General features: G+C 60.1%; 13 protein-coding genes. 10 read left to right on the forward strand and 3 right to left on the reverse strand.

The window, feature by feature from the left end; all coding sequences use genetic code 11:
* Positions 1 to 513 precede the first annotated feature (513 nt).
* From BMY73_RS23750 to BMY73_RS23760, 3 genes are all read right to left on the reverse strand, one after another.
* On the reverse strand, positions 514 to 1,374 hold the full coding sequence (locus BMY73_RS23750) for an ATPase (RefSeq protein ID WP_092410168.1): 861 nt from the start codon (positions 1,372 to 1,374) through the stop codon (positions 514 to 516).
* 81 nt (positions 1,375 to 1,455) lie between these two features.
* Entirely contained in the window at positions 1,456 to 2,454 is a 999-nt protein-coding gene (locus BMY73_RS23755; protein ID WP_062384032.1) for an NAD-dependent epimerase/dehydratase family protein, read from the reverse strand.
* A gap of 59 nt (positions 2,455 to 2,513) precedes the next feature.
* On the reverse strand, positions 2,514 to 3,413 hold the full coding sequence (locus BMY73_RS23760; protein ID WP_092410170.1) for a LysR family transcriptional regulator ArgP: 900 nt from the start codon (positions 3,411 to 3,413) through the stop codon (positions 2,514 to 2,516).
* A gap of 112 nt (positions 3,414 to 3,525) precedes the next feature.
* Between BMY73_RS23760 and BMY73_RS23765 the strand changes: the two genes are divergently transcribed.
* From BMY73_RS23765 to BMY73_RS23810, 10 genes are all read left to right on the forward strand, one after another.
* A complete protein-coding gene (locus BMY73_RS23765) occupies positions 3,526 to 4,128 on the forward strand; it encodes a LysE/ArgO family amino acid transporter (RefSeq protein ID WP_092410172.1) in 603 nt (200 codons plus the stop codon).
* Between the two features lie 217 nt (positions 4,129 to 4,345).
* Complete coding sequence (locus tag BMY73_RS23770; protein ID WP_062384041.1) at positions 4,346 to 4,942, forward strand: superoxide dismutase; 597 nt, start codon at positions 4,346 to 4,348, stop codon at positions 4,940 to 4,942.
* A gap of 305 nt (positions 4,943 to 5,247) precedes the next feature.
* On the forward strand, positions 5,248 to 7,299 hold the full coding sequence (locus tag BMY73_RS23775; RefSeq protein ID WP_092410174.1) for a putative bifunctional diguanylate cyclase/phosphodiesterase: 2,052 nt from the start codon (positions 5,248 to 5,250) through the stop codon (positions 7,297 to 7,299).
* 343 nt (positions 7,300 to 7,642) lie between these two features.
* Positions 7,643 to 8,989, forward strand: coding sequence for an imelysin family protein (locus BMY73_RS23780; protein WP_092410176.1), 1,347 nt, complete (start codon positions 7,643 to 7,645; stop codon positions 8,987 to 8,989).
* Positions 8,990 to 9,266: 277 nt separating this feature from the next.
* Positions 9,267 to 9,806, forward strand: a complete 540-nt coding sequence (locus tag BMY73_RS23785) for an AP2/ERF family transcription factor (protein WP_062384048.1) — start codon at positions 9,267 to 9,269, stop codon at positions 9,804 to 9,806.
* A gap of 147 nt (positions 9,807 to 9,953) precedes the next feature.
* Complete coding sequence (locus BMY73_RS23790; protein WP_092410180.1) at positions 9,954 to 11,381, forward strand: di-heme oxidoreductase family protein; 1,428 nt, start codon at positions 9,954 to 9,956, stop codon at positions 11,379 to 11,381.
* A gap of 31 nt (positions 11,382 to 11,412) precedes the next feature.
* Complete coding sequence (locus BMY73_RS23795) at positions 11,413 to 12,477, forward strand: imelysin family protein (RefSeq protein ID WP_092410182.1); 1,065 nt, start codon at positions 11,413 to 11,415, stop codon at positions 12,475 to 12,477.
* 1 nt (position 12,478) lies between these two features.
* Positions 12,479 to 13,591 carry a DUF1513 domain-containing protein gene (locus BMY73_RS23800; RefSeq protein WP_092410184.1) on the forward strand — a complete coding sequence of 371 codons (1,113 nt, stop codon included), beginning with the start codon at positions 12,479 to 12,481 and terminating at the stop codon, positions 13,589 to 13,591.
* A gap of 43 nt (positions 13,592 to 13,634) precedes the next feature.
* Positions 13,635 to 14,786 (forward strand): efflux RND transporter periplasmic adaptor subunit, encoded by a 1,152-nt coding sequence (locus tag BMY73_RS23805; protein ID WP_092410186.1) that lies wholly within the window; start codon positions 13,635 to 13,637, stop codon positions 14,784 to 14,786.
* A 40-nt stretch (positions 14,787 to 14,826) separates the two neighbouring features.
* Positions 14,827 to 17,853, forward strand: coding sequence for a multidrug efflux RND transporter permease subunit (locus tag BMY73_RS23810; protein WP_092410188.1), 3,027 nt, complete (start codon positions 14,827 to 14,829; stop codon positions 17,851 to 17,853).
* The last annotated feature ends 51 nt before the right edge of the window (positions 17,854 to 17,904 follow it).

The raw sequence follows: 17,904 nt of genomic DNA on the forward strand, positions 1-17,904 counted from the left end.
CCGCGCAGCGGTAGCAAAACCAGGCGACTCGATTCTGCCTGACACCCTGCATGCACAGGTCTTGCTGCCGGTTCCCGGCAGATCGCGGGACAAGCGCGGTCCTACAAGAGAGAGTGGTGTGCGGGAAATGGATGCACGTACCAAGAATGCGAGGAGCATTAGCTCCAGCCAGCGTTGCTCTTGTGCGCGACAGTCCAGACACCACAAAACGCGACTTGGGTGCAGGCCAAACGCAGACGATGCGCAATGGGTCGAGCGGCATGGATGCCGCGAGAGCCGCCCGCCGCCATGGATGGCGGATGGCGGCGGGCCCACGAAGCGTCATCGGAGTGCGGGTACCCGACGCAGGAGGGCCAAACCAAGAGCAAGCACCCTTGGTGACTTGGGGTGCTTTTCCAAGTAACTCGCCGGAGGCGAAACAGTTTGGCCCTTAGGCCAAACCAAGAAAGCAGCGCCACCACAAACAGCGAACATCTCACCTCACTGTCCGCACTCACGCCTCACTCAGTGCGCCTACTGCCCCCGCGCATTGATCTGCTGCGACAACGTCTGAATCTGACTCTGCAAGGTATTGAGATTGCGCGTCATCTGCCCGCGAAACGCATCGAACTCCGCCGTGCTCGCTGCGGATGAGGCCGGCTGCGCAGGACGATTATCCTGCTCGCTCTTGAGCACAATCATGTCCTGCTCCAGACGCTCGATCGCCTGACTGTTATTGCTCTTCTTCAAATTCGCCACATCGGCACTCAGGCCTTTGAGTTCCGACTCCAGACGATCCTGCTGCGATTGCGCCGACTTGCTGTCAGGCATCGCCGCCTTCAGCGTAGCCAGCTCGGTCGAGACCGTCTTCAACTGATCCTGCAACTGCTGATTGGTCGCTTGCTGCTGCGTCGCTTGAGCCGCAATCTGCTCCAGACGCTTGTCCAGACCACCCTGCAACCCCGCGACGCCTTGCTGCTGCTTGCTCTGATCGGCGAGCTGATCCTGCAATTGCTTGATCTGCGCTTTCAACGCCTCACCACCACTGTTGGCCACCGACTCGGTGGCGACCACCTTGCCGGAGATATCCTGCAGGCGCCCCGCCGCTTCCTCGCTGATACGCGCGAAGCTTTCCTGGGTGGCGACCAGTTGTTGCTCCATCAACGAAACCTGCTGAAAACTCCACCAGCCCAAGCCACAGAATGCAATGAACAGCGCCCCGATTAAGGCCCACAAGGCGCCTGTGCCCGGGGCTTTGACCTTGACCACAGGCGTGGTGCGTGAATACACCGTGGTGCGCTCTCGGGCACCGGCGGTCGGGATGAAGTCGTCGTCATCATCTTTGGCGCTGAGGCTCGGAACGTCATCGATGTCGTCATACGGATCTTTGCGCATGTGTTTCCCTTTAAAGACCGCTGAATCTGAATGGCGGCAGTATAACCGCGACACGTGGGACCTTATTAAACGCCGACCGTTTTAAACCGCCTGACCGTGCTGCGCCTTCCACCAGTTGCAGAACTCATCGAGCGCGGTCCAGACGCTGACATTGGGCCGGTAATCCAGATAATACTGAGCGCGACTGATATCAAGCGTGAAATCTCGGTTCATGACCTGCATGCCCATTCTGGACAGCGTCGGTTCAGGTCGGCCAGGCCAGAGCATGCAGGCAGCTTCATTGATCGCCGCCGCGCTGTAGGCCAGCCCGTACGAGCGATAACGCGTGACAGGCGGCAATTGCATCTGACGCATGACGTAATTGACCACGTCCCAGATCGGAATCGGCGTGCCGTTACTGATGTTGTAAGCCTTGCCCAATGCCGAACCTGTCGCCAGCAAACTGCTGAGCATCGCTTCGTTCAGGTTCTGAATGCTGGTGAAATCGACTTTGTTCAGGCCATTGCCGATGATCGACAGGCGCTTCTTGCGCTGCATCTGCATCAGTCTCGGGAAGATGCTGGTGTCTCCCGCGCCCGTGACGAACCGAGGACGCAACGCGATGACCTCCAGCCCGAATTCGGCAGCGCCAAACACCTTTTGCTCGGCCAGGTATTTGGTCGCGGCGTAGTGATTATGGAAGCGCTTGGGTACCTGCTCTTCACGGAGGTTAAGGTGCGACTGCCCATCGAAATAGATCGAAGGCGAGGACAAGTGCACCAGCCGGCGGACGTGTTGCTTGAGACAGGCTTCGACGACGTTTTCAGTGACCTGAACGTTGCCCTGATGGAAATCCTGACGACGTCCCCACGTGCCCACAGCCCCCGCGCAATGGACGACCGCCTCGACGTCGTCGCACAAGGCGTGTACCAGTTCTGGATCACTCAGGTCGCCTTGAATGAATTCGGCGCCGCGCCGCACCAGATGCTCAACGCCTTGCGCGCGACGGCCGTTGACCCGGACGCTCAATCCCTGCTCCAGGGCAAAACGCGCAAAGCGTCCGCCGATAAAGCCGCTTGCGCCGGTGACCAGAATCTTCATTTACCGCTCCGTTGATGTGTACATGTTGCGTTTGCCTGTTAACAGACTGGCATTGACGCTCAGTGCGCCTTCAGCGGCACTAACCATTGACCGGCTTTCTTCGCCAGATGATCGGTCAACTGGGTCAACAACTGCCCGCCATTGCGCCAATGATGCCAGTACAAGGGCACATCGATGCAGCGATCACTCAACAATTCCACGAGCTTGCCGCTCGCCAGTTGCTCGCGCACCTGCAATTCAGGGACCAGCCCCCAACCCATTCCGGACTCCGTCATGCGGATGAAACCTTCAGATGACGGGCACAAGTGATGTTCGAAACCGCCTTCGACGCCCAGCGAGGCCAGATAGCGGTGCTGCAGAAAGTCATCCGGCCCGAAGACCAGAGCCGGTGAACGCCCCAGCGCCTGAGCCGTGACGCCGTTGGGGAAATGCCGCGCAATAAACGCCGGGCTGGCCAACGCACGGTAACGCATGGCGCCCAGTGGCAAACTGCGCGCGCCCGCCACCGGGCGTTCGCTGCCACATAGACAGGCCGCGACCTCACCGGCACGCATGCGCTTGAGGCCCACGTCCTGATCCTCGACGACCAGATCGGTCAGCAACCGGTGTTCGGCACAAAAATCCCCCACCGCCAGCGCCCACCAGGTGGCCAGACTGTCCGCGTTCAGGGCGATGCGCAGCCGTTCCGGAATACCGCCCTCGTCCAGTGCCGGGACCACGCTTTGCAGGTCTCGCTCCAGCAACCGCACCTGCTGAACGTGGTTCAACAGGCGCCGACCGATGTCAGTGGGGCTGGGTGGCGTCGCCCGCACCAGCACCGGCTGACCGATGCGTGCCTCCAGCAGTTTGATCCGTTGTGAAACGGCCGACTGCGACAGGCCCAGCACTTGCGCTGCGCGTTCAAAGCCCGCCTGTTCAATCACAGCCGCCAGCGCCGAAAGCAATTTGTAGTCGAACATCACTTTCCCTAATGAGCGATGAGCATTATTGGTTTTTCTTATACCGCTAATCCACCGACAATCGCCACAGCAATGTGCAATTCGCCTCATCGACTTCTGGAGCACGACCCCCATGTGGCAAAGCTACCTCAACGGCCTGCTGGTTGCGTTCGGCCTGATCATGGCCATCGGTACCCAGAATGCCTATGTACTGGCGCAAAGCTTGCGCCGCGAGCATCACCTGTCGGTGGCGTTGTTATGCATCGTGTGCGATGCGGTGCTGGTCACCGCCGGCGTGTTCGGGCTGGCCAATGTACTGGCGCATAACCCGACCTTGCTGGCCGTCGCGCGCTGGGGTGGCCTGGCATTTCTGCTGTGGTACGGCGGCAAAGCCCTGCGCCGCGCCGTCTCGCCACAGAGCCTGCAACACGGCGACGCTGACGGCCAGCGTTCGCGCCGCGCAGTGCTGCTGACGGCATTGGCCGTGACGCTCCTCAACCCGCACGTTTACCTCGACACCGTCCTGCTGATCGGGTCGCTTGGGGCCCAGCAGCTGGAACCGGGCGCCTACGTGGCCGGTGCCGCCAGTGCGTCACTGCTGTGGTTCTCGACACTGGCAATCGGTGCAGCCTGGCTCGCACCCTGGCTTGCCCGACCGGCGACCTGGCGTCTGCTGGATCTGATGGTCGCCGTCATGATGTTCAGCGTCGCGGTGCAATTGATCAGAACAGCCTGATCATGCGCCTGGCGACGCATCAAAAATATCCATGTTTCCCGTGCAACGCTCTGGAACCTCTATCCCACACAGTTGTTGCGTGGTTATGGGCCGGACCCGGTGCTATGATCCAGACCCCTGCGCCGCAAAGAGTAAAAGACTCTCCGGCGTATGTTCTGTCTGGCCGCCCGTGATCGGCCTTGCGCTAACCGCAACTGACCTGATTAGGAGAATTACCATGGCTTTCGAATTGCCTCCGCTGCCGTACGCTCATGATGCTCTGGCACCGCACATCTCCAAGGAAACTCTGGAATACCACCACGACAAGCACCACAACACCTACGTCGTGAACCTGAACAACCTGGTGCCAGGCACCGAGTTCGAAGGCAAGACTCTGGAAGAAATCGTCAAGTCCTCCTCGGGCGGTATCTTCAACAACGCAGCCCAGGTCTGGAACCACACGTTCTACTGGAACTGCCTGGCGCCAAACGCTGGCGGCCAACCTACCGGTGCGCTGGCTGACGCCATCAACGCTGCGTTCGGCTCCTTCGACAAGTTCAAGGAAGAATTCAGCAAGACGTCCATCGGCACCTTCGGCTCCGGCTGGGGCTGGCTGGTGAAGAAAGCTGACGGCTCCCTGGCGCTGGCCAGCACCATCGGCGCCGGCAACCCGCTGACCAGCGGCGACACCCCGCTGCTGACCTGCGACGTCTGGGAACACGCCTACTACATCGACTACCGTAACCTGCGTCCAAAATACGTCGAAGCGTTCTGGAACCTGGTGAACTGGAAGTTCGTCGCCGAGCAGTTCGAAGGCAAAGCCTTCACCGCCTGATCGCTGCATCAGAGCGCGACTTAGAGAAAAACCCGGCACCGCCGGGTTTTTTTTCGCCTTCTGTTCGTCCTTTATGTATTGTCAGAAAGCGATAGCGGACTAATATCAGTTTCGTTCGAACAGATGAAAAGAAGCTCAAGTTCCACCCCCTGTTTACCGACACAGTACTGATAGCCTTACTTGCCTGCATGTGGATCGTTATCTGAATGAAACAGGTCAGGTGTATCGAGCCTTGACCCCATGGCGTGCATTGCCAATGCTTGCATACAGTCACCCGCTATCAGCATGGATGAAGGAATGCCCATTTGAAGCTGGAACTCAAGAACAGCTTGTCGGTGAAGCTGCTGCGTGTGGTGTTGCTCTCAGCGCTTGTCGTGGGCGTTGTGCTCAGTTGCGCACAAATCGTTTACGACGCCTACAAGACCCGACAGGCCGTCGCCACTGACGCCGAGCGGATTCTCGACATGTTCCGTGATCCATCGACCCAGGCGGTCTATAGCCTGGACCGGGAAATGGGCATGCAGGTCATCGAGGGGCTGTTTCAGGACAAGGCCGTACGCATGGCATCCATCGGCCATCCCAACGAGACATTGCTCGCGGAAAAAACCCGGGACCTCAAACACTCGCCGACCCGTTGGCTGACCGACCCGATCCTCGGCAAGGAACGCAGCTTCACCACGCAGTTGGTAGGCCGCAGCCCGTACAGCGAATACTACGGCGATCTGCGCATCACCCTCGATACCGCGACCTATGGCGAGGGCTTTCTCGTCAATTCGATGATCATCTTTATTTCCGGCGTACTGCGCGCTCTGGCGATGGGGTTGGTGTTGTATCTGGTGTATCACTGGCTGCTGACCAAACCGCTGTCGCGCATCATCGAGCACCTGACGAGCATCAACCCTGACCGCCCCAGCGAACACCAATTGCCGCTGCTCAAGGGGCATGAGAAGAACGAACTGGGCCTTTGGGTCAGCACCGCCAATCAACTCCTGGCCTCCATCGAGCGCAATACCCACTTGCGACACGAGGCGGAGTCGAGCCTGTTGCGCATGGCCCAATATGATTTTCTGACCGGGCTGCCCAACCGTCAGCAACTGCAACAGCAACTGGACAAGATTCTGATCGACGCCGGACGCGTGCAGCACCGCGTGGCCGTGCTATGCGTCGGCCTCGATGATTTCAAGGGGATCAACGAACAATTCAGTTATCAGGCGGGTGACCAACTGCTGTTGGCGCTGGCCGACCGTCTGCGTGGTCACAGTGGCCGTCTGGGCGCGCTCGCACGCCTGGGTGGCGACCAGTTCGCGCTGGTGCAGGCCGACATCGAACAGCCTTATGAAGCAGCAGAGCTGGCACAAAACATTCTTGATGACCTGGAGGCGCCGTTCGCCGTCGATCAACAGGAAATCCGCCTGCGCGCAACCATCGGCATCACCCTGTTCCCGGAGGATGGCGACAGTACCGAAAAGCTGCTGCAAAAAGCCGAGCAGACGATGACCTTGGCGAAGACACGTTCGCGCAACCGTTATCAGTTCTATATCGCCAGCGTCGACAGCGAGATGCGTCGCCGCCGCGAGCTTGAAAAAGACCTGCGCGAAGCCCTGGTGCGCAACCAGTTCCATCTGGTGTACCAACCTCAGATCAGCTATCGCGACCAGCGCGTCGTCGGCGTCGAGGCCCTGATTCGCTGGATTCACCCCGAGCACGGCTTCGTCCCGCCCGATCAGTTCATTCCGCTGGCCGAACAGAACGGCACCATCATTGCCATCGGCGAATGGGTGCTGGACCAGGCCTGCAAACAACTGCGCGAATGGCACGATCAGGGCTTTAGCGACCTGCGCATGGCCGTGAACCTGTCCACCGTGCAACTGCACCACGCCGAGCTGCCTCGCGTGGTCAACAACCTGCTGCAGATCTACCGTCTTCCGCCACGCAGCCTGGAACTTGAAGTCACGGAAACCGGCCTGATGGAAGACATCAGCACCGCCGCTCAGCACCTCCTCAGCCTGCGTCGCTCCGGGGCGTTGATTGCCATCGACGACTTCGGGACAGGCTATTCCTCGCTGAGCTATCTGAAGAGCCTGCCGCTGGACAAGATCAAGATCGACAAGAGCTTCGTGCAAGACCTGATCGACGACGATGACGACGCCACTATCGTGCGCGCCATCATCCAGCTCGGCAAAAGCCTGGGCATGCAGGTCATCGCCGAGGGCGTGGAAACCACGGAGCAAGAGGCATACATCATCTCCGAGGGCTGCCACGAAGGTCAGGGCTATTTCTACAGCAAGCCGCTGCCCGCGCGGGAGCTGCTGTCTTATCTGAAGCAGGCCCAGCGGACGCACGTGGGGATTCTGTAGCCACCGCCACGCGGTTGTAGGAGCGCGCTTGCCCGCGAGCGCGATGGGTCATCCTCTATCAATACATTTGACCAAACACAGTCGGCAAACACCCTCCCGCAATCATGTTTGCAGTCATTCACGCACGCTGACCGACTTGTGGCCAGACCAACAACCGGCAAGCGCCTGCGCAGAGATCAACTAACGATCACGCTGAAACCCCTTGTAACAGCTTGAAATACCTCCCCCGTCCGCAACAAGGCGTTTTGCCTTTACACAGAATGCAAATCTTTCGCATTATTGCGCAGCTTTTTTTGTTGGCGCCCGCCACCGTTTACACATTCTTCCGACGCAGGATTCCGTCATGATTCGTACGCCCCTGGCAACTGCAAGTCTGCTGGCCATCGCTATCGCTCTGGCCGGTTGTGACCAAGGCAAGGACAAGCCCGCCGCCGCGCCCACCCCGACGCCCGCTGCAACCGCGCCGGCTCCCGCAGCCGCGCCAGCAGCATCGACCCAGACCAGCGATGCCGCCGCCAAGGCCGTGGTCGCTAATTACGCGAACATCGTTTTCGCCGTGTTCAGCGATGCCGAATCCACTGCAAAGAAACTCAGCACCGCGGTGGACGCATTCCTCGCCACGCCGAACGACCAGACCTTGAAAGCTGCGCGCGACGCCTGGATCGCGGCGCGTGTGCCGTACATGCAGAGCGAAGTGTTCCGCTTCGGCAATACCCTCATCGACGACTGGGAAGGTCAGGTGAACGCCTGGCCGCTGGATGAAGGCCTGATCGACTACGTGGCCAAGGATTACCAGCATGCGCTCGGCAACCCGGGCGCGACCGCCAACATCATCGCCAACACGTCGGTGCAGGTCGGCGAAGACAAGGTCGATGTCACCGAAATCACGCCCGAGAAACTGGCCAGCCTGAACGAGCTGGGTGGCTCCGAAGCCAACGTTGCGACCGGTTACCACGCGATCGAATTCCTGCTCTGGGGCCAGGATCTGCACGGTAACGGCCCGGGCGCCGGCGAACGTCCCGCGAGTGACTACATTGAAGGCAAAGGGGGCACCGGTGGCCATAACGACCGTCGTCGTGCCTACCTGAAAGCCGCGACCGACCTGCTGGTGAGCGACCTGGAAGAAATGGTCAACAACTGGAAACCGGGCGTTGCCGACAACTACCGCGCCACGCTGGAAGCGGAGCCTGCTGAAAACGGCCTGCGTAAAATGCTGTTCGGCATGGGCAGCCTGTCCCTGGGCGAGCTGGCGGGTGAGCGAATGAAGGTGGCGCTGGAAGCCAACTCCAGCGAAGACGAACACGACTGCTTCAGCGACAACACCCACAACTCCCACTTCTACAACGGTCTGGGGATCCGCAACGTTTACCTGGGTGAGTACACCCGCGTGGACGGCAGCAAAGTCAGCGGTCCAAGCCTGTCCTCGCTGGTCGCCAAGGCCGATGCCGCGACCGACAGCACCGTACGCGCCGACCTGGATGCGACACAGGCGAAACTGCAGGCGATTGTCGATCACGCCAACAAGGGCGAACATTTCGACCAGTTGATCGCGGCGGGCAATACCGCTGGCAATCAGGTGGTTCGTGACGCCATCGAGGCACTGGTGAAGCAGACCGGCGCCATCGAGCAAGCCGCTGGCAAGCTGGGCATCACCGACCTGAACCCGGACAACGCCGATCACGAATTCTGATGGGCCCGTTTTTTTAGTCCGATCCTGATCGATGCCTGCCAGGCACTCGTCTGAGCGCAGGGCGATGAACGTCAAAAGAAGGCCGATCCATTGGCGGGTCGGCCTTTTTTTGACCACGAAAAAACCGTCACCTCCCTGTGAACACGGGGTTTCTGAAGACCGATCCGTAAGTTTTGTAGGGCGTTTCCTGTTCGCCCCCTGTCGGATTGAACGCGCTCTATTGGCCGTCGATCATGCGCACTTCCTTGACCCCACCCTATCCAGGAGGAGACAGAAAGTGCCCAAGAGAAACAACAAAAGGCGCCGCGTCAGCACACTCAAAGCCAATGACTACGGCATCCATCTGTTGGTCGGCATCAAGGGGCCTCGTGCCTGGAAAGTGACGATCTACCGTGATGGAAGAACCTTCAACAGATTGTTTTCATTCTCTCGCTACGGTGGCCGCGAAGCCGCCCGCAAAGCAGCCGATGCTTGCCGCGACCAATTGCTGCTCGATCATCTGCCCAAACTCAGCCGCGACATCCGCCAACGACTCATCTCAACCAATACCAGCGGCTATCCCGGCGTGCATTACCGCTGCTACACCGGCATTGCCTACTGGGTGGCGCGCACGACGCTACGCAATGGCAGCAGCGTGACCAAGTCATTCAGAGTCGAATACTACGGCTACGAACGCGCCAAGGAGCTCGCCATTCGCGAACGCGAGCGACAGCTCGACAGCATTGGCGACTACCGATCGTTCAAGGTCGTAGAAGGTGAACGTCGGCTGATGCAACTGTTGGTGGAAAATCCCGCGCTGGAAATTGCCGGCGTCTGACTCGTGCTTTGCCGCCAAACCTCGGGTCTGGCGGCAAATTGGTTACAACACGTTTCGAGAGACACTTACAAACGCAAATCCCTCTTATTCCTGAACAACGGGGCTGGTAAGCTCTCGCCCCGATTTCCAGCCCTTTGCAGGATGTGTATGACTGCGCGGTTCCGTCTCTGGCTTTTCCTGCTGATGGCCTCGGCCCTTGGCGGGTGCGACGACGCCCCGCGTTTTACCGCCGCCGAGCCTGGCGAGGCACGATCCGGCGGCGCAACCACCGTCTACAAAAAGGACCGCGCGGCGTTTTCCCTTCCGTCCGCCAACCTTGCACCGACCCGGCGCCTGGACTTCAGCGTCGGCAACAGCTTTTTCCGGAATCCCTGGGTCATCGCGCCCTCGACCACGACCGCGCGAGACGGCCTGGGTCCCTTGTTCAACACCAATGCATGCCAGAACTGCCACATCAAGGATGGCCGTGGACACCCGCCCGAGCCGGGCGCCGACAACGCCGTGTCAATGCTCGTACGCCTGTCGATTCCCGATGAGCCTGCTTACGCAGAGCAGATCAAGCGTCTGGGCCTGACACCCGAGCCGGTCTATGGCAAACAGCTCCAGGACATGGCGATTCCCGGTGTGACACCCGAAGGCAAAGTGCGCGTGGAATATGACTCGATGACCGTGCACTTCCGCGACGGTACGCCCGCGCATCTGCGTCGCCCTACCCTGCAGATCACCCAGCTCGGTTACGGGGCGATGCACCCGCAGACCCGTGCCTCGGCCCGCATCGCGCCGCCCATGATCGGCCTGGGTCTGCTGGAGGCCATTCCTGAAGCAGCGATTCTGGCCAACGCCGACCCGGAGGACAGTAAAGGCACGGGGATCACCGGCACACCCAACTGGGTCTGGGACGACGCACAGCAGAAAACCGTGCTGGGACGTTTCGGCTGGAAGGCCTCGCAGCCCAGTCTCAATCAGCAAAACGCCCATGCCCTCGCCGGCGACATGGGGCTGACCTCCAGCCTCAAGTCGGCGGATGACTGCACACCGACGCAGACCGCCTGCCTTGCCGCGCCCAACGGTGAAGGCCCTGACGGTGAGCCGGAAGTCAGCGATAACATTCTGCGGCTGATCACGTTCTACACCCGCAATCTGGGCGTGCCCGCGCGGCGTGACGTCTCCGACGCCCAAGTGCTGGCCGGCAAGAATCTGTTTTTCAAAGCCGGTTGCCAGCAGTGCCACACCCCGCAGTTCACGACCGCAGCCAACGCCGCCGAGCCCGAGCTCGCCAATCAGGTGATCCGCCCTTACACCGACCTGTTGCTGCACGACATGGGCGAAGGGCTCGCCGACAACCTCACGGAATTCCAGGCCAACGGCCAGCAATGGCGAACCCCGCCGTTGTGGGGCATCGGACTGACTCAGGCCGTTGGCGGCCATACGCAGTTTCTGCACGACGGGCGCGCCCGCAGCATCATGGAAGCCGTGCTGTGGCACGGTGGCGAAGCACTGCCCGCGCAACGTCAGGTGTTGGCTTTCGACGCCCAGCAGCGGGCAGCCCTGCTGGCGTTCCTGAATTCCCTATAAACGTATTATCCAAACGATAAGGAGCCGGGACATGTTCCGCCCCAAGCTGTTGTTCACCAGCCTCGCCGCGCTCGCGTTGGGTGCCTGCGCACCGGCGGATCCACAGGCCGTGACGTCTGCCGCCATCGCCAGGCAGGTGATCCTGCCGACCTACAGCCGCTGGGTCGACGCTGACCGGCAACTGGCGGTGAGTGCGCAGGCGTTCTGCCAAGGCAAGAGCGATCTGGACACGGCGCGGGCCGACTTCCTCCACGCTCAGAAAGCCTGGGCCGAACTGCAGCCACTGCTGATCGGTCCGCTGGCCGAAGGCAACCGTTCGTGGCAGATACAGTTCTGGCCGGACAAGAAGAACCTCGTGGGCCGTCAGGTCGAACAACTGGTCACTGCCCAGCCTCACATCAGCGCCGATGAACTGGCTAAATCCAGCGTCGTCGTTCAGGGGTTGTCGGCGTATGAATACATCCTGTTCGATGCCGAAATCGACATGGCAAGCGCTGACCAGAAAGCGCGCTACTGCCCACTGTTGATTGCCATCGGCGAGCGCCAGAAAACCCTGGCGCAAGAGATTCTCGACGGTTGGAACAGCACCGACGGCATGCTCGCGCAGTTGAGCAAATTCCCCAACCAGCGCTACGCCGACGCCCACGAAGCCATTGCCGAACTGCTGCGCGTGCAAGTCACCGCACTGGATAGTCTGAAGAAAAAACTCGGCACGCCGCTGGGTCGCCAGACCAAGGGCGTGCCGCAACCCTTCCAGGCCGAAGCCTGGCGCAGCAAGGCATCACTGAGCAGCCTGCAAGCGGGTCTCGCCAGCGCCGAAACAGTCTGGTCTGGCGTGGACAACAAAGGGCTGAGAAGTCTGTTACCTGCCGAGCAGAAGCCCCTGGCTGACAAGATCGACGCTGCCTACGCTGAAAGCCAAAAGCAGTTGGCAGCGCTGAAGCCGCCCTTGGTCGAGCTGCTCGCCACCGAGCAAGGCCGTCAGCAATTGAACGCGTTCTACGACAGCCTCAACAAGGTGCATCGCCTGCACGAGGGCGAACTCGCCAAAGCACTAGGCATTCAGCTTGGCTTCAATGCCAATGATGGTGACTGATATGTTGCGACGTCAGGCCTTGGCTCTCGGCACCCTTGTTCTCAGCGCCTGTACTCTGGGTGGATGGACGCTGTTCAAAAAGAAAGGCGAAAGCCCGCTGCTGTTGTCTGCCCGGGATGACAGCGATGGCAGGCACTACGCCGTGGGGTATCGCGTGGACGGTACTCAGGTGTTCGCCACACAGGTGGCCCAGCGTTGCCACGACATCGTCAATCATCCAGACCGGCCGATTGCGCTGTTCGTCGCCCGCAGACCGGGGACCGAGAGCTACCTGATCGACCTGCGCGACGGTCGTCTGTTGCAGACCATCATCTCGAAGCCGAATCGACACTTCTACGGTCATGCGGTTATTCACAAGGACGGGGAATGGCTGTACGCCACCGAAAACGACACCACCGATCCGGGGCGTGGATTACTTGGCGTCTACCGGTTTGTCGATGATCGCCTGGCGCACAGTGGTGAGATCCCGACCCATGGCATAGGCCCGCATCAGGTGTCCTGGTTGCCGGACGGCGAGACGCTTGCCGTTGCAAACGGTGGCATCCGCACCGAGGCCGAAAGCCGGGTCGAGATGAACCTGAATGCCATGGAACCGAGCCTGGTATTGATGCAACGGGACGGCACGCTGTTGAGCAAGGAAACCTTGTTCCAGCCGATGAACAGCGTTCGCCATATGGCGATTGCCGCTGACGGCACCCTGGTGACGGGTCAACAGTTCATGGGGGCATCCCATGAGCCTGCCGAATTGCTCGCGATCAAACGGCCGGGGCAACCGTTTCAGGCGTTTCCCGTGGCTGAACAGCAGTTGCAAGCGATGGCGCACTACACCGCGAGCGTGGCCATCCACAGCGAATTGCGGCTGGTCGCCTTAACAGCGCCGCGCGGCAATCGTTTCTTTATCTGGGACCTGGACACCGGCGCGGTCCGGCTGGATGCGCCGCTGCCTGATTGCGCGGGTGTCGGGGCAGTCGCCGAGGGTTTCGTCGTCACCTCGGGACAGGGCCGATGCCGCTTTTACGATTGCCGCCAGAGCACACTGATTGCTCAGCCACTGGAGCTGCCGGCAGGGTTGTGGGATAACCATTTGCATGTGGTTGAGGTAGGCCTGGGATAGCATCAAGGCCGCCTGCTTCATCTATTTTTCAAGGAAGTGAAATATGTTGCGTCGCCGCATGTTGATCATGTTGGGTGTTGTCGTCATCGTGGTGCTGGCCCTGGGCGGGTACAAGGCATTTTCGATCTACCAACAGATCCAGCAATTCACCGCCCCCAAGCCGCCGATCAATGTGGCGGTTGCAGTGGTCGAGGAACGTCCCTGGCAGAATCGCCTGCCTGCCATCGGCACGCTCAGGGCTTTGCAAGGCGTGGACCTGGCGTTGGAAATCTCTGGCACGGTCAAGGCCTTGCAGTTCGAGTCCGGCCAGAAGGTCAAGGTGGGCCAGCCCCTCGTGCAACTCGACAGCGACGTGGAGAAAGGCCTGCTCGGCACCGCCGAAGCTGACTTGGGTCTGGCGCAGCTGGACTTCGCTCGCGGCAGCAAATTGGTGGGCGATGGTTCCATTTCCAGGGGCGACTTCGACAAGCTCGCCGCCACGCAGAAAAAAGCCGCGGCCAGTGTCGCGCAACTGAATGCCTCGCTGGCCAAGAAACGCATTCTCGCGCCATTCAGCGGCACCATCGGCATTCGTCAGGTGGACGTGGGCGATTACCTCGCCAGCGGCACGGTCATCGCCACCCTTCAAGACCTGAGCAGCCTCTACGTCGACTTCTTTGTACCGGAACAAATGCTGCCAAAACTCGCCCTCGGCCAACAGGTGCAGGTCAGCGTAGCGGCCTACCCGGACGCCGTGTTCATCGCCAGCATCAGCGCCATCAACCCCAAGGTCGAAGATGCCACACGCAACGTGCTCGTGCGTGCCACCCTCCCCAACCCCGAAAGCAAACTGCTGCCCGGCATGTTCGCCAATTTGCAGGTCATCCTCGGACAGGGCTCTCCGCAACTGGTGGTGCCCGAAAGCACCATCACCTACACGCTGTATGGCAACTCGGTGTATGTCGTCGTGCCGAAAAAAGGCACTGACGGCCAGTTGGAAAAAAACGACAAGGGTGAACCGCAACTGGCCGTCGAACGACGTTTCGTGACCACCGGCGAGCGCCGTGGCGGGCTGGTGATCATCAGCAAGGGATTGAAAGCAGGCGAGCAAGTGGTGACCGGCGGCCAGCTCAAGCTGGACAACGGCACTCACGTCGCCATCAGCGCCGATCAGGCTGCGCCCGCAGAGCAGAAAAGCCAACCCAAGGCTGACTGATCACAGCTGACGGCTCGAAGGAGCCTTCAAAGGAACGACCATGGCATTCACAGACCCGTTCATCCGCCGCCCCGTCCTCGCCAGTGTGATCAGCCTGCTGATCGTGCTGCTGGGCTTTCAGGCGTTCAGCAAACTGACCATCCGCCAATACCCGCAGATGGAAAACGCCCTGATCACGGTGACCACGGCGTACCCCGGCGCCAATGCCGAAACCATTCAGGGCTACATCACCCAGCCGCTGCAGCAGAGTCTGGCCAGCGCGGAAGGCATCGACTACATGACCTCGGTCAGTCGGCAGAACTTCTCGGTGATCTCGATCTACGCGCGTATCGGCGCGAACACCGACCGGCTCTACACCGAGTTGTTGGCCAAGGCCAATGAAGTCAAAAACAAGCTGCCGCAGGACGCTGAAGACCCGGTGCTGAGCAAGGAAGCGGCCGATGCCTCGGCACTCATGTACATCAGTTTCTACAGCTCGGAACTGAACAATCCGCAAATCACTGATTACCTGTCCCGCGTCATTCAGCCAAAGCTGGCCACACTGCCCGGCATGGCCGAAGCCGAGATTCTCGGCAATCAGGTGTTCGCCATGCGCCTGTGGCTGGACCCGGTCAAGCTCGCAGGCTTCGGCCTGACGGCCAGCGATGTGACGGACGCGGTGCGCAAGTACAACTTCTTGTCTGCCGCGGGCGAGGTCAAAGGCGAATACGTGGTGACCAGTGTCAACGCCACCACCGATCTGAAATCCCCGGAGACATTCGCCGCCATCCCCCTGAAGACCGTAGGTGACAGCCGTGTCTTGCTTGGCGATGTGGCGCGCGTCGAAATGGGCGCGGAAAACTACGACACCGTCAGCTCTTTCGACGGCACACCTTCGGTTTACATCGGCATCAAGGGCACGCCCAGTTCCAACCCGCTGGACGTGATCAAGGAAGTCCGGCGGATCATGCCGGAGCTTGAAAGCCAACTGCCGCCCAGCCTGAAAGTCTCCATCGCCTACGACGCCACCTTGTTCATCCAGGCCTCGATCCATGAAGTGGTGAAAACGCTGATCGAGGCGGTGCTGATCGTCATCGTCGTGGTGTTCCTGTTTCTGGGTGCGCTGCGCTCGGTCCTGATCCCGGTGATCACCATTCCGTTGTCGATGATCGGCGTGCTGTTCTTCATGCAGGTGATGGGGTACTCGATCAACCTGCTGACGTTGCTGGCCATGGTGTTGGCGATCGGTCTGGTGGTGGACGACGCCATCGTCGTGGTGGAAAACATTCATCGGCACATCGAAGAGGGCAAAACGCCTTTGAACGCGGCGCTGGAAGGCGCGCGCGAGATCGCCATGCCGGTGGTGTCGATGACGGTGACCCTGGCCGCCGTTTATGCGCCAATCGGTTTCCTCCAGGGCCTGACAGGCGCGCTGTTCAAGGAGTTCGCGCTGACGCTGGCGGGTGCCGTGGTGATTTCCGGGATCGTCGCCCTGACTCTTTCGCCCATGATGTGCGCCGTTCTGCTGCGCCATGACGAAAACCCGAGCGGACTGGCACACAAGCTCGACCAGATTTTCGACGGTTTGAAAGTGCGCTATCAACGCCTGCTGCATGGCACGTTGAACAGTCGTCCGGTGGTCATCGTCTTCGCCGTGCTGGTGCTGTGCCTGATTCCGGTCTTCCTGAAATTCAGCCAGTCGCAACTGGCGCCTGATGAAGACCAGGGCATCATTTTCATGATGGCGACGTCGCCACAACCGACCAACCTTGATTACATGAACACGTACACCGACCAGTTCATCTCCATTTTCAAGGCGTTCCCCGAGTACTATTCGTCGTTCCAGATCAATGGCTTCAACGGCGTACAGACCGGTGTCGGTGGTTTCCTGCTCAAGCCATGGGACGAACGCAAACGCACACAGATGGAACTGTTACCGGAAGTTCAGGCCAAGCTCGAACAGATCACCGGCCTGCAGATTTTTGGGTTCAACTTGCCGTCGTTGCCAGGAACCGGTGAAGGGCTGCCCTTTCAGTTCGTGATCAATTCGCCGAACGATTATCCCGCGCTGCTTGAGGTCGTCGACCGGATCAAGAAGCGCGCGACGGAATCCGGCAAGTTCGCGTTTCTCGATGTGGATCTGGCGTTCGACAAGCCGGAAGTCGTGGTTGATATCGACCGTGCCAAGGCGGCACAGATGGGCGTTTCGATGCAGGACCTGGGCGGGAGTCTGGCCACCTTGCTGGGCGAAGCGGAGATCAACCGCTTCACCATCGATGGCCGCAGTTACAAGGTCATCGCGCAAGTGGAACGGGCTTACCGCGATAACCCTGAGTGGCTGTCGAACTATTACGTGAAAAACAGCGAGGGCAAGATGCTCCCGCTGTCGACGCTGATCACCGTCAGTGACCGTGCCAGACCGCGCCAGCTCAACCAGTTCCAGCAGCTCAACTCAGCCATCATCTCGGGTTTTCCGCTGGTCAGCATGGGCGAAGCCATCGATACGGTGCGACAAATCGCCGATCAGGAAGCACCCGCCGGGTTTGCCTATGACTACGCAGGCGCGTCCCGTCAATACGTGCAGGAAGGCAATGCGTTGTGGGTGACGTTCGGCCTTGCGCTGGCCATTATTTTCCTGGTGCTGGCAGCGCAGTTCGAAAGCTTTCGCGATCCGCTGGTGATTCTGGTGACCGTGCCCTTATCGATCTGCGGCGCGCTGATCCCGCTGTTCCTCGGCATATCCACGCTCAACATTTATACGCAGGTTGGCCTTGTGACGTTGATCGGGCTGATCAGCAAGCACGGCATCCTGATCGTCGAATTCGCGAACCAACTGCGGCGCGACAAGGGCCTTGGGGTGCGAGAGGCCGTGGAGGAAGCGGCCGCGATTCGCCTGCGCCCGGTTCTGATGACCACCGCAGCGATGGTGTTCGGCATGGTGCCGCTGATTCTGGCAACGGGGGCGGGAGCGGTCAGCCGCTTCGACATCGGGCTGGTGATCGCGACAGGGATGTCGGTGGGGACGTTGTTTACGTTGTTTGTGTTGCCGTGTGTTTATACGGTGATGGCGGGGAAGGCGCGAGTTTGATGTTGAGGGTATCGGCTTGGAAAACCCCAACTCACCCCAAATAAAAAAGGC

The sequence above is a fragment of the Pseudomonas sp. NFACC02 genome (assembly GCF_900110765.1).
Lineage (GTDB): Bacteria > Pseudomonadota > Gammaproteobacteria > Pseudomonadales > Pseudomonadaceae > Aquipseudomonas.

Bases quoted from the DNA above. Each gene is read 5' to 3' on its own strand.
- BMY73_RS23770 (WP_062384041.1), top strand. From the start codon at position 4,346: ATGGCTTTCGAATTGCCTCCGCTGCCGTACGCTCATGATGCTCTGGCA.
- BMY73_RS23810 (WP_092410188.1), top strand. From the start codon at position 14,827: ATGGCATTCACAGACCCGTTCATCCGCCGCCCCGTCCTCGCCAGTGTG.
- BMY73_RS23780 (WP_092410176.1), top strand. From the start codon at position 7,643: ATGATTCGTACGCCCCTGGCAACTGCAAGTCTGCTGGCCATCGCTATC.
- BMY73_RS23765 (WP_092410172.1), top strand. From the start codon at position 3,526: ATGTGGCAAAGCTACCTCAACGGCCTGCTGGTTGCGTTCGGCCTGATC.
- BMY73_RS23795 (WP_092410182.1), top strand. From the start codon at position 11,413: ATGTTCCGCCCCAAGCTGTTGTTCACCAGCCTCGCCGCGCTCGCGTTG.
- BMY73_RS23750 (WP_092410168.1), bottom strand. From the start codon at position 1,374: ATGCGCAAAGATCCGTATGACGACATCGATGACGTTCCGAGCCTCAGC.
- BMY73_RS23805 (WP_092410186.1), top strand. From the start codon at position 13,635: ATGTTGCGTCGCCGCATGTTGATCATGTTGGGTGTTGTCGTCATCGTG.
- BMY73_RS23800 (WP_092410184.1), top strand. From the start codon at position 12,479: ATGTTGCGACGTCAGGCCTTGGCTCTCGGCACCCTTGTTCTCAGCGCC.
- BMY73_RS23760 (WP_092410170.1), bottom strand. From the start codon at position 3,413: ATGTTCGACTACAAATTGCTTTCGGCGCTGGCGGCTGTGATTGAACAG.
- BMY73_RS23755 (WP_062384032.1), bottom strand. From the start codon at position 2,454: ATGAAGATTCTGGTCACCGGCGCAAGCGGCTTTATCGGCGGACGCTTT.
- BMY73_RS23790 (WP_092410180.1), top strand. From the start codon at position 9,954: ATGACTGCGCGGTTCCGTCTCTGGCTTTTCCTGCTGATGGCCTCGGCC.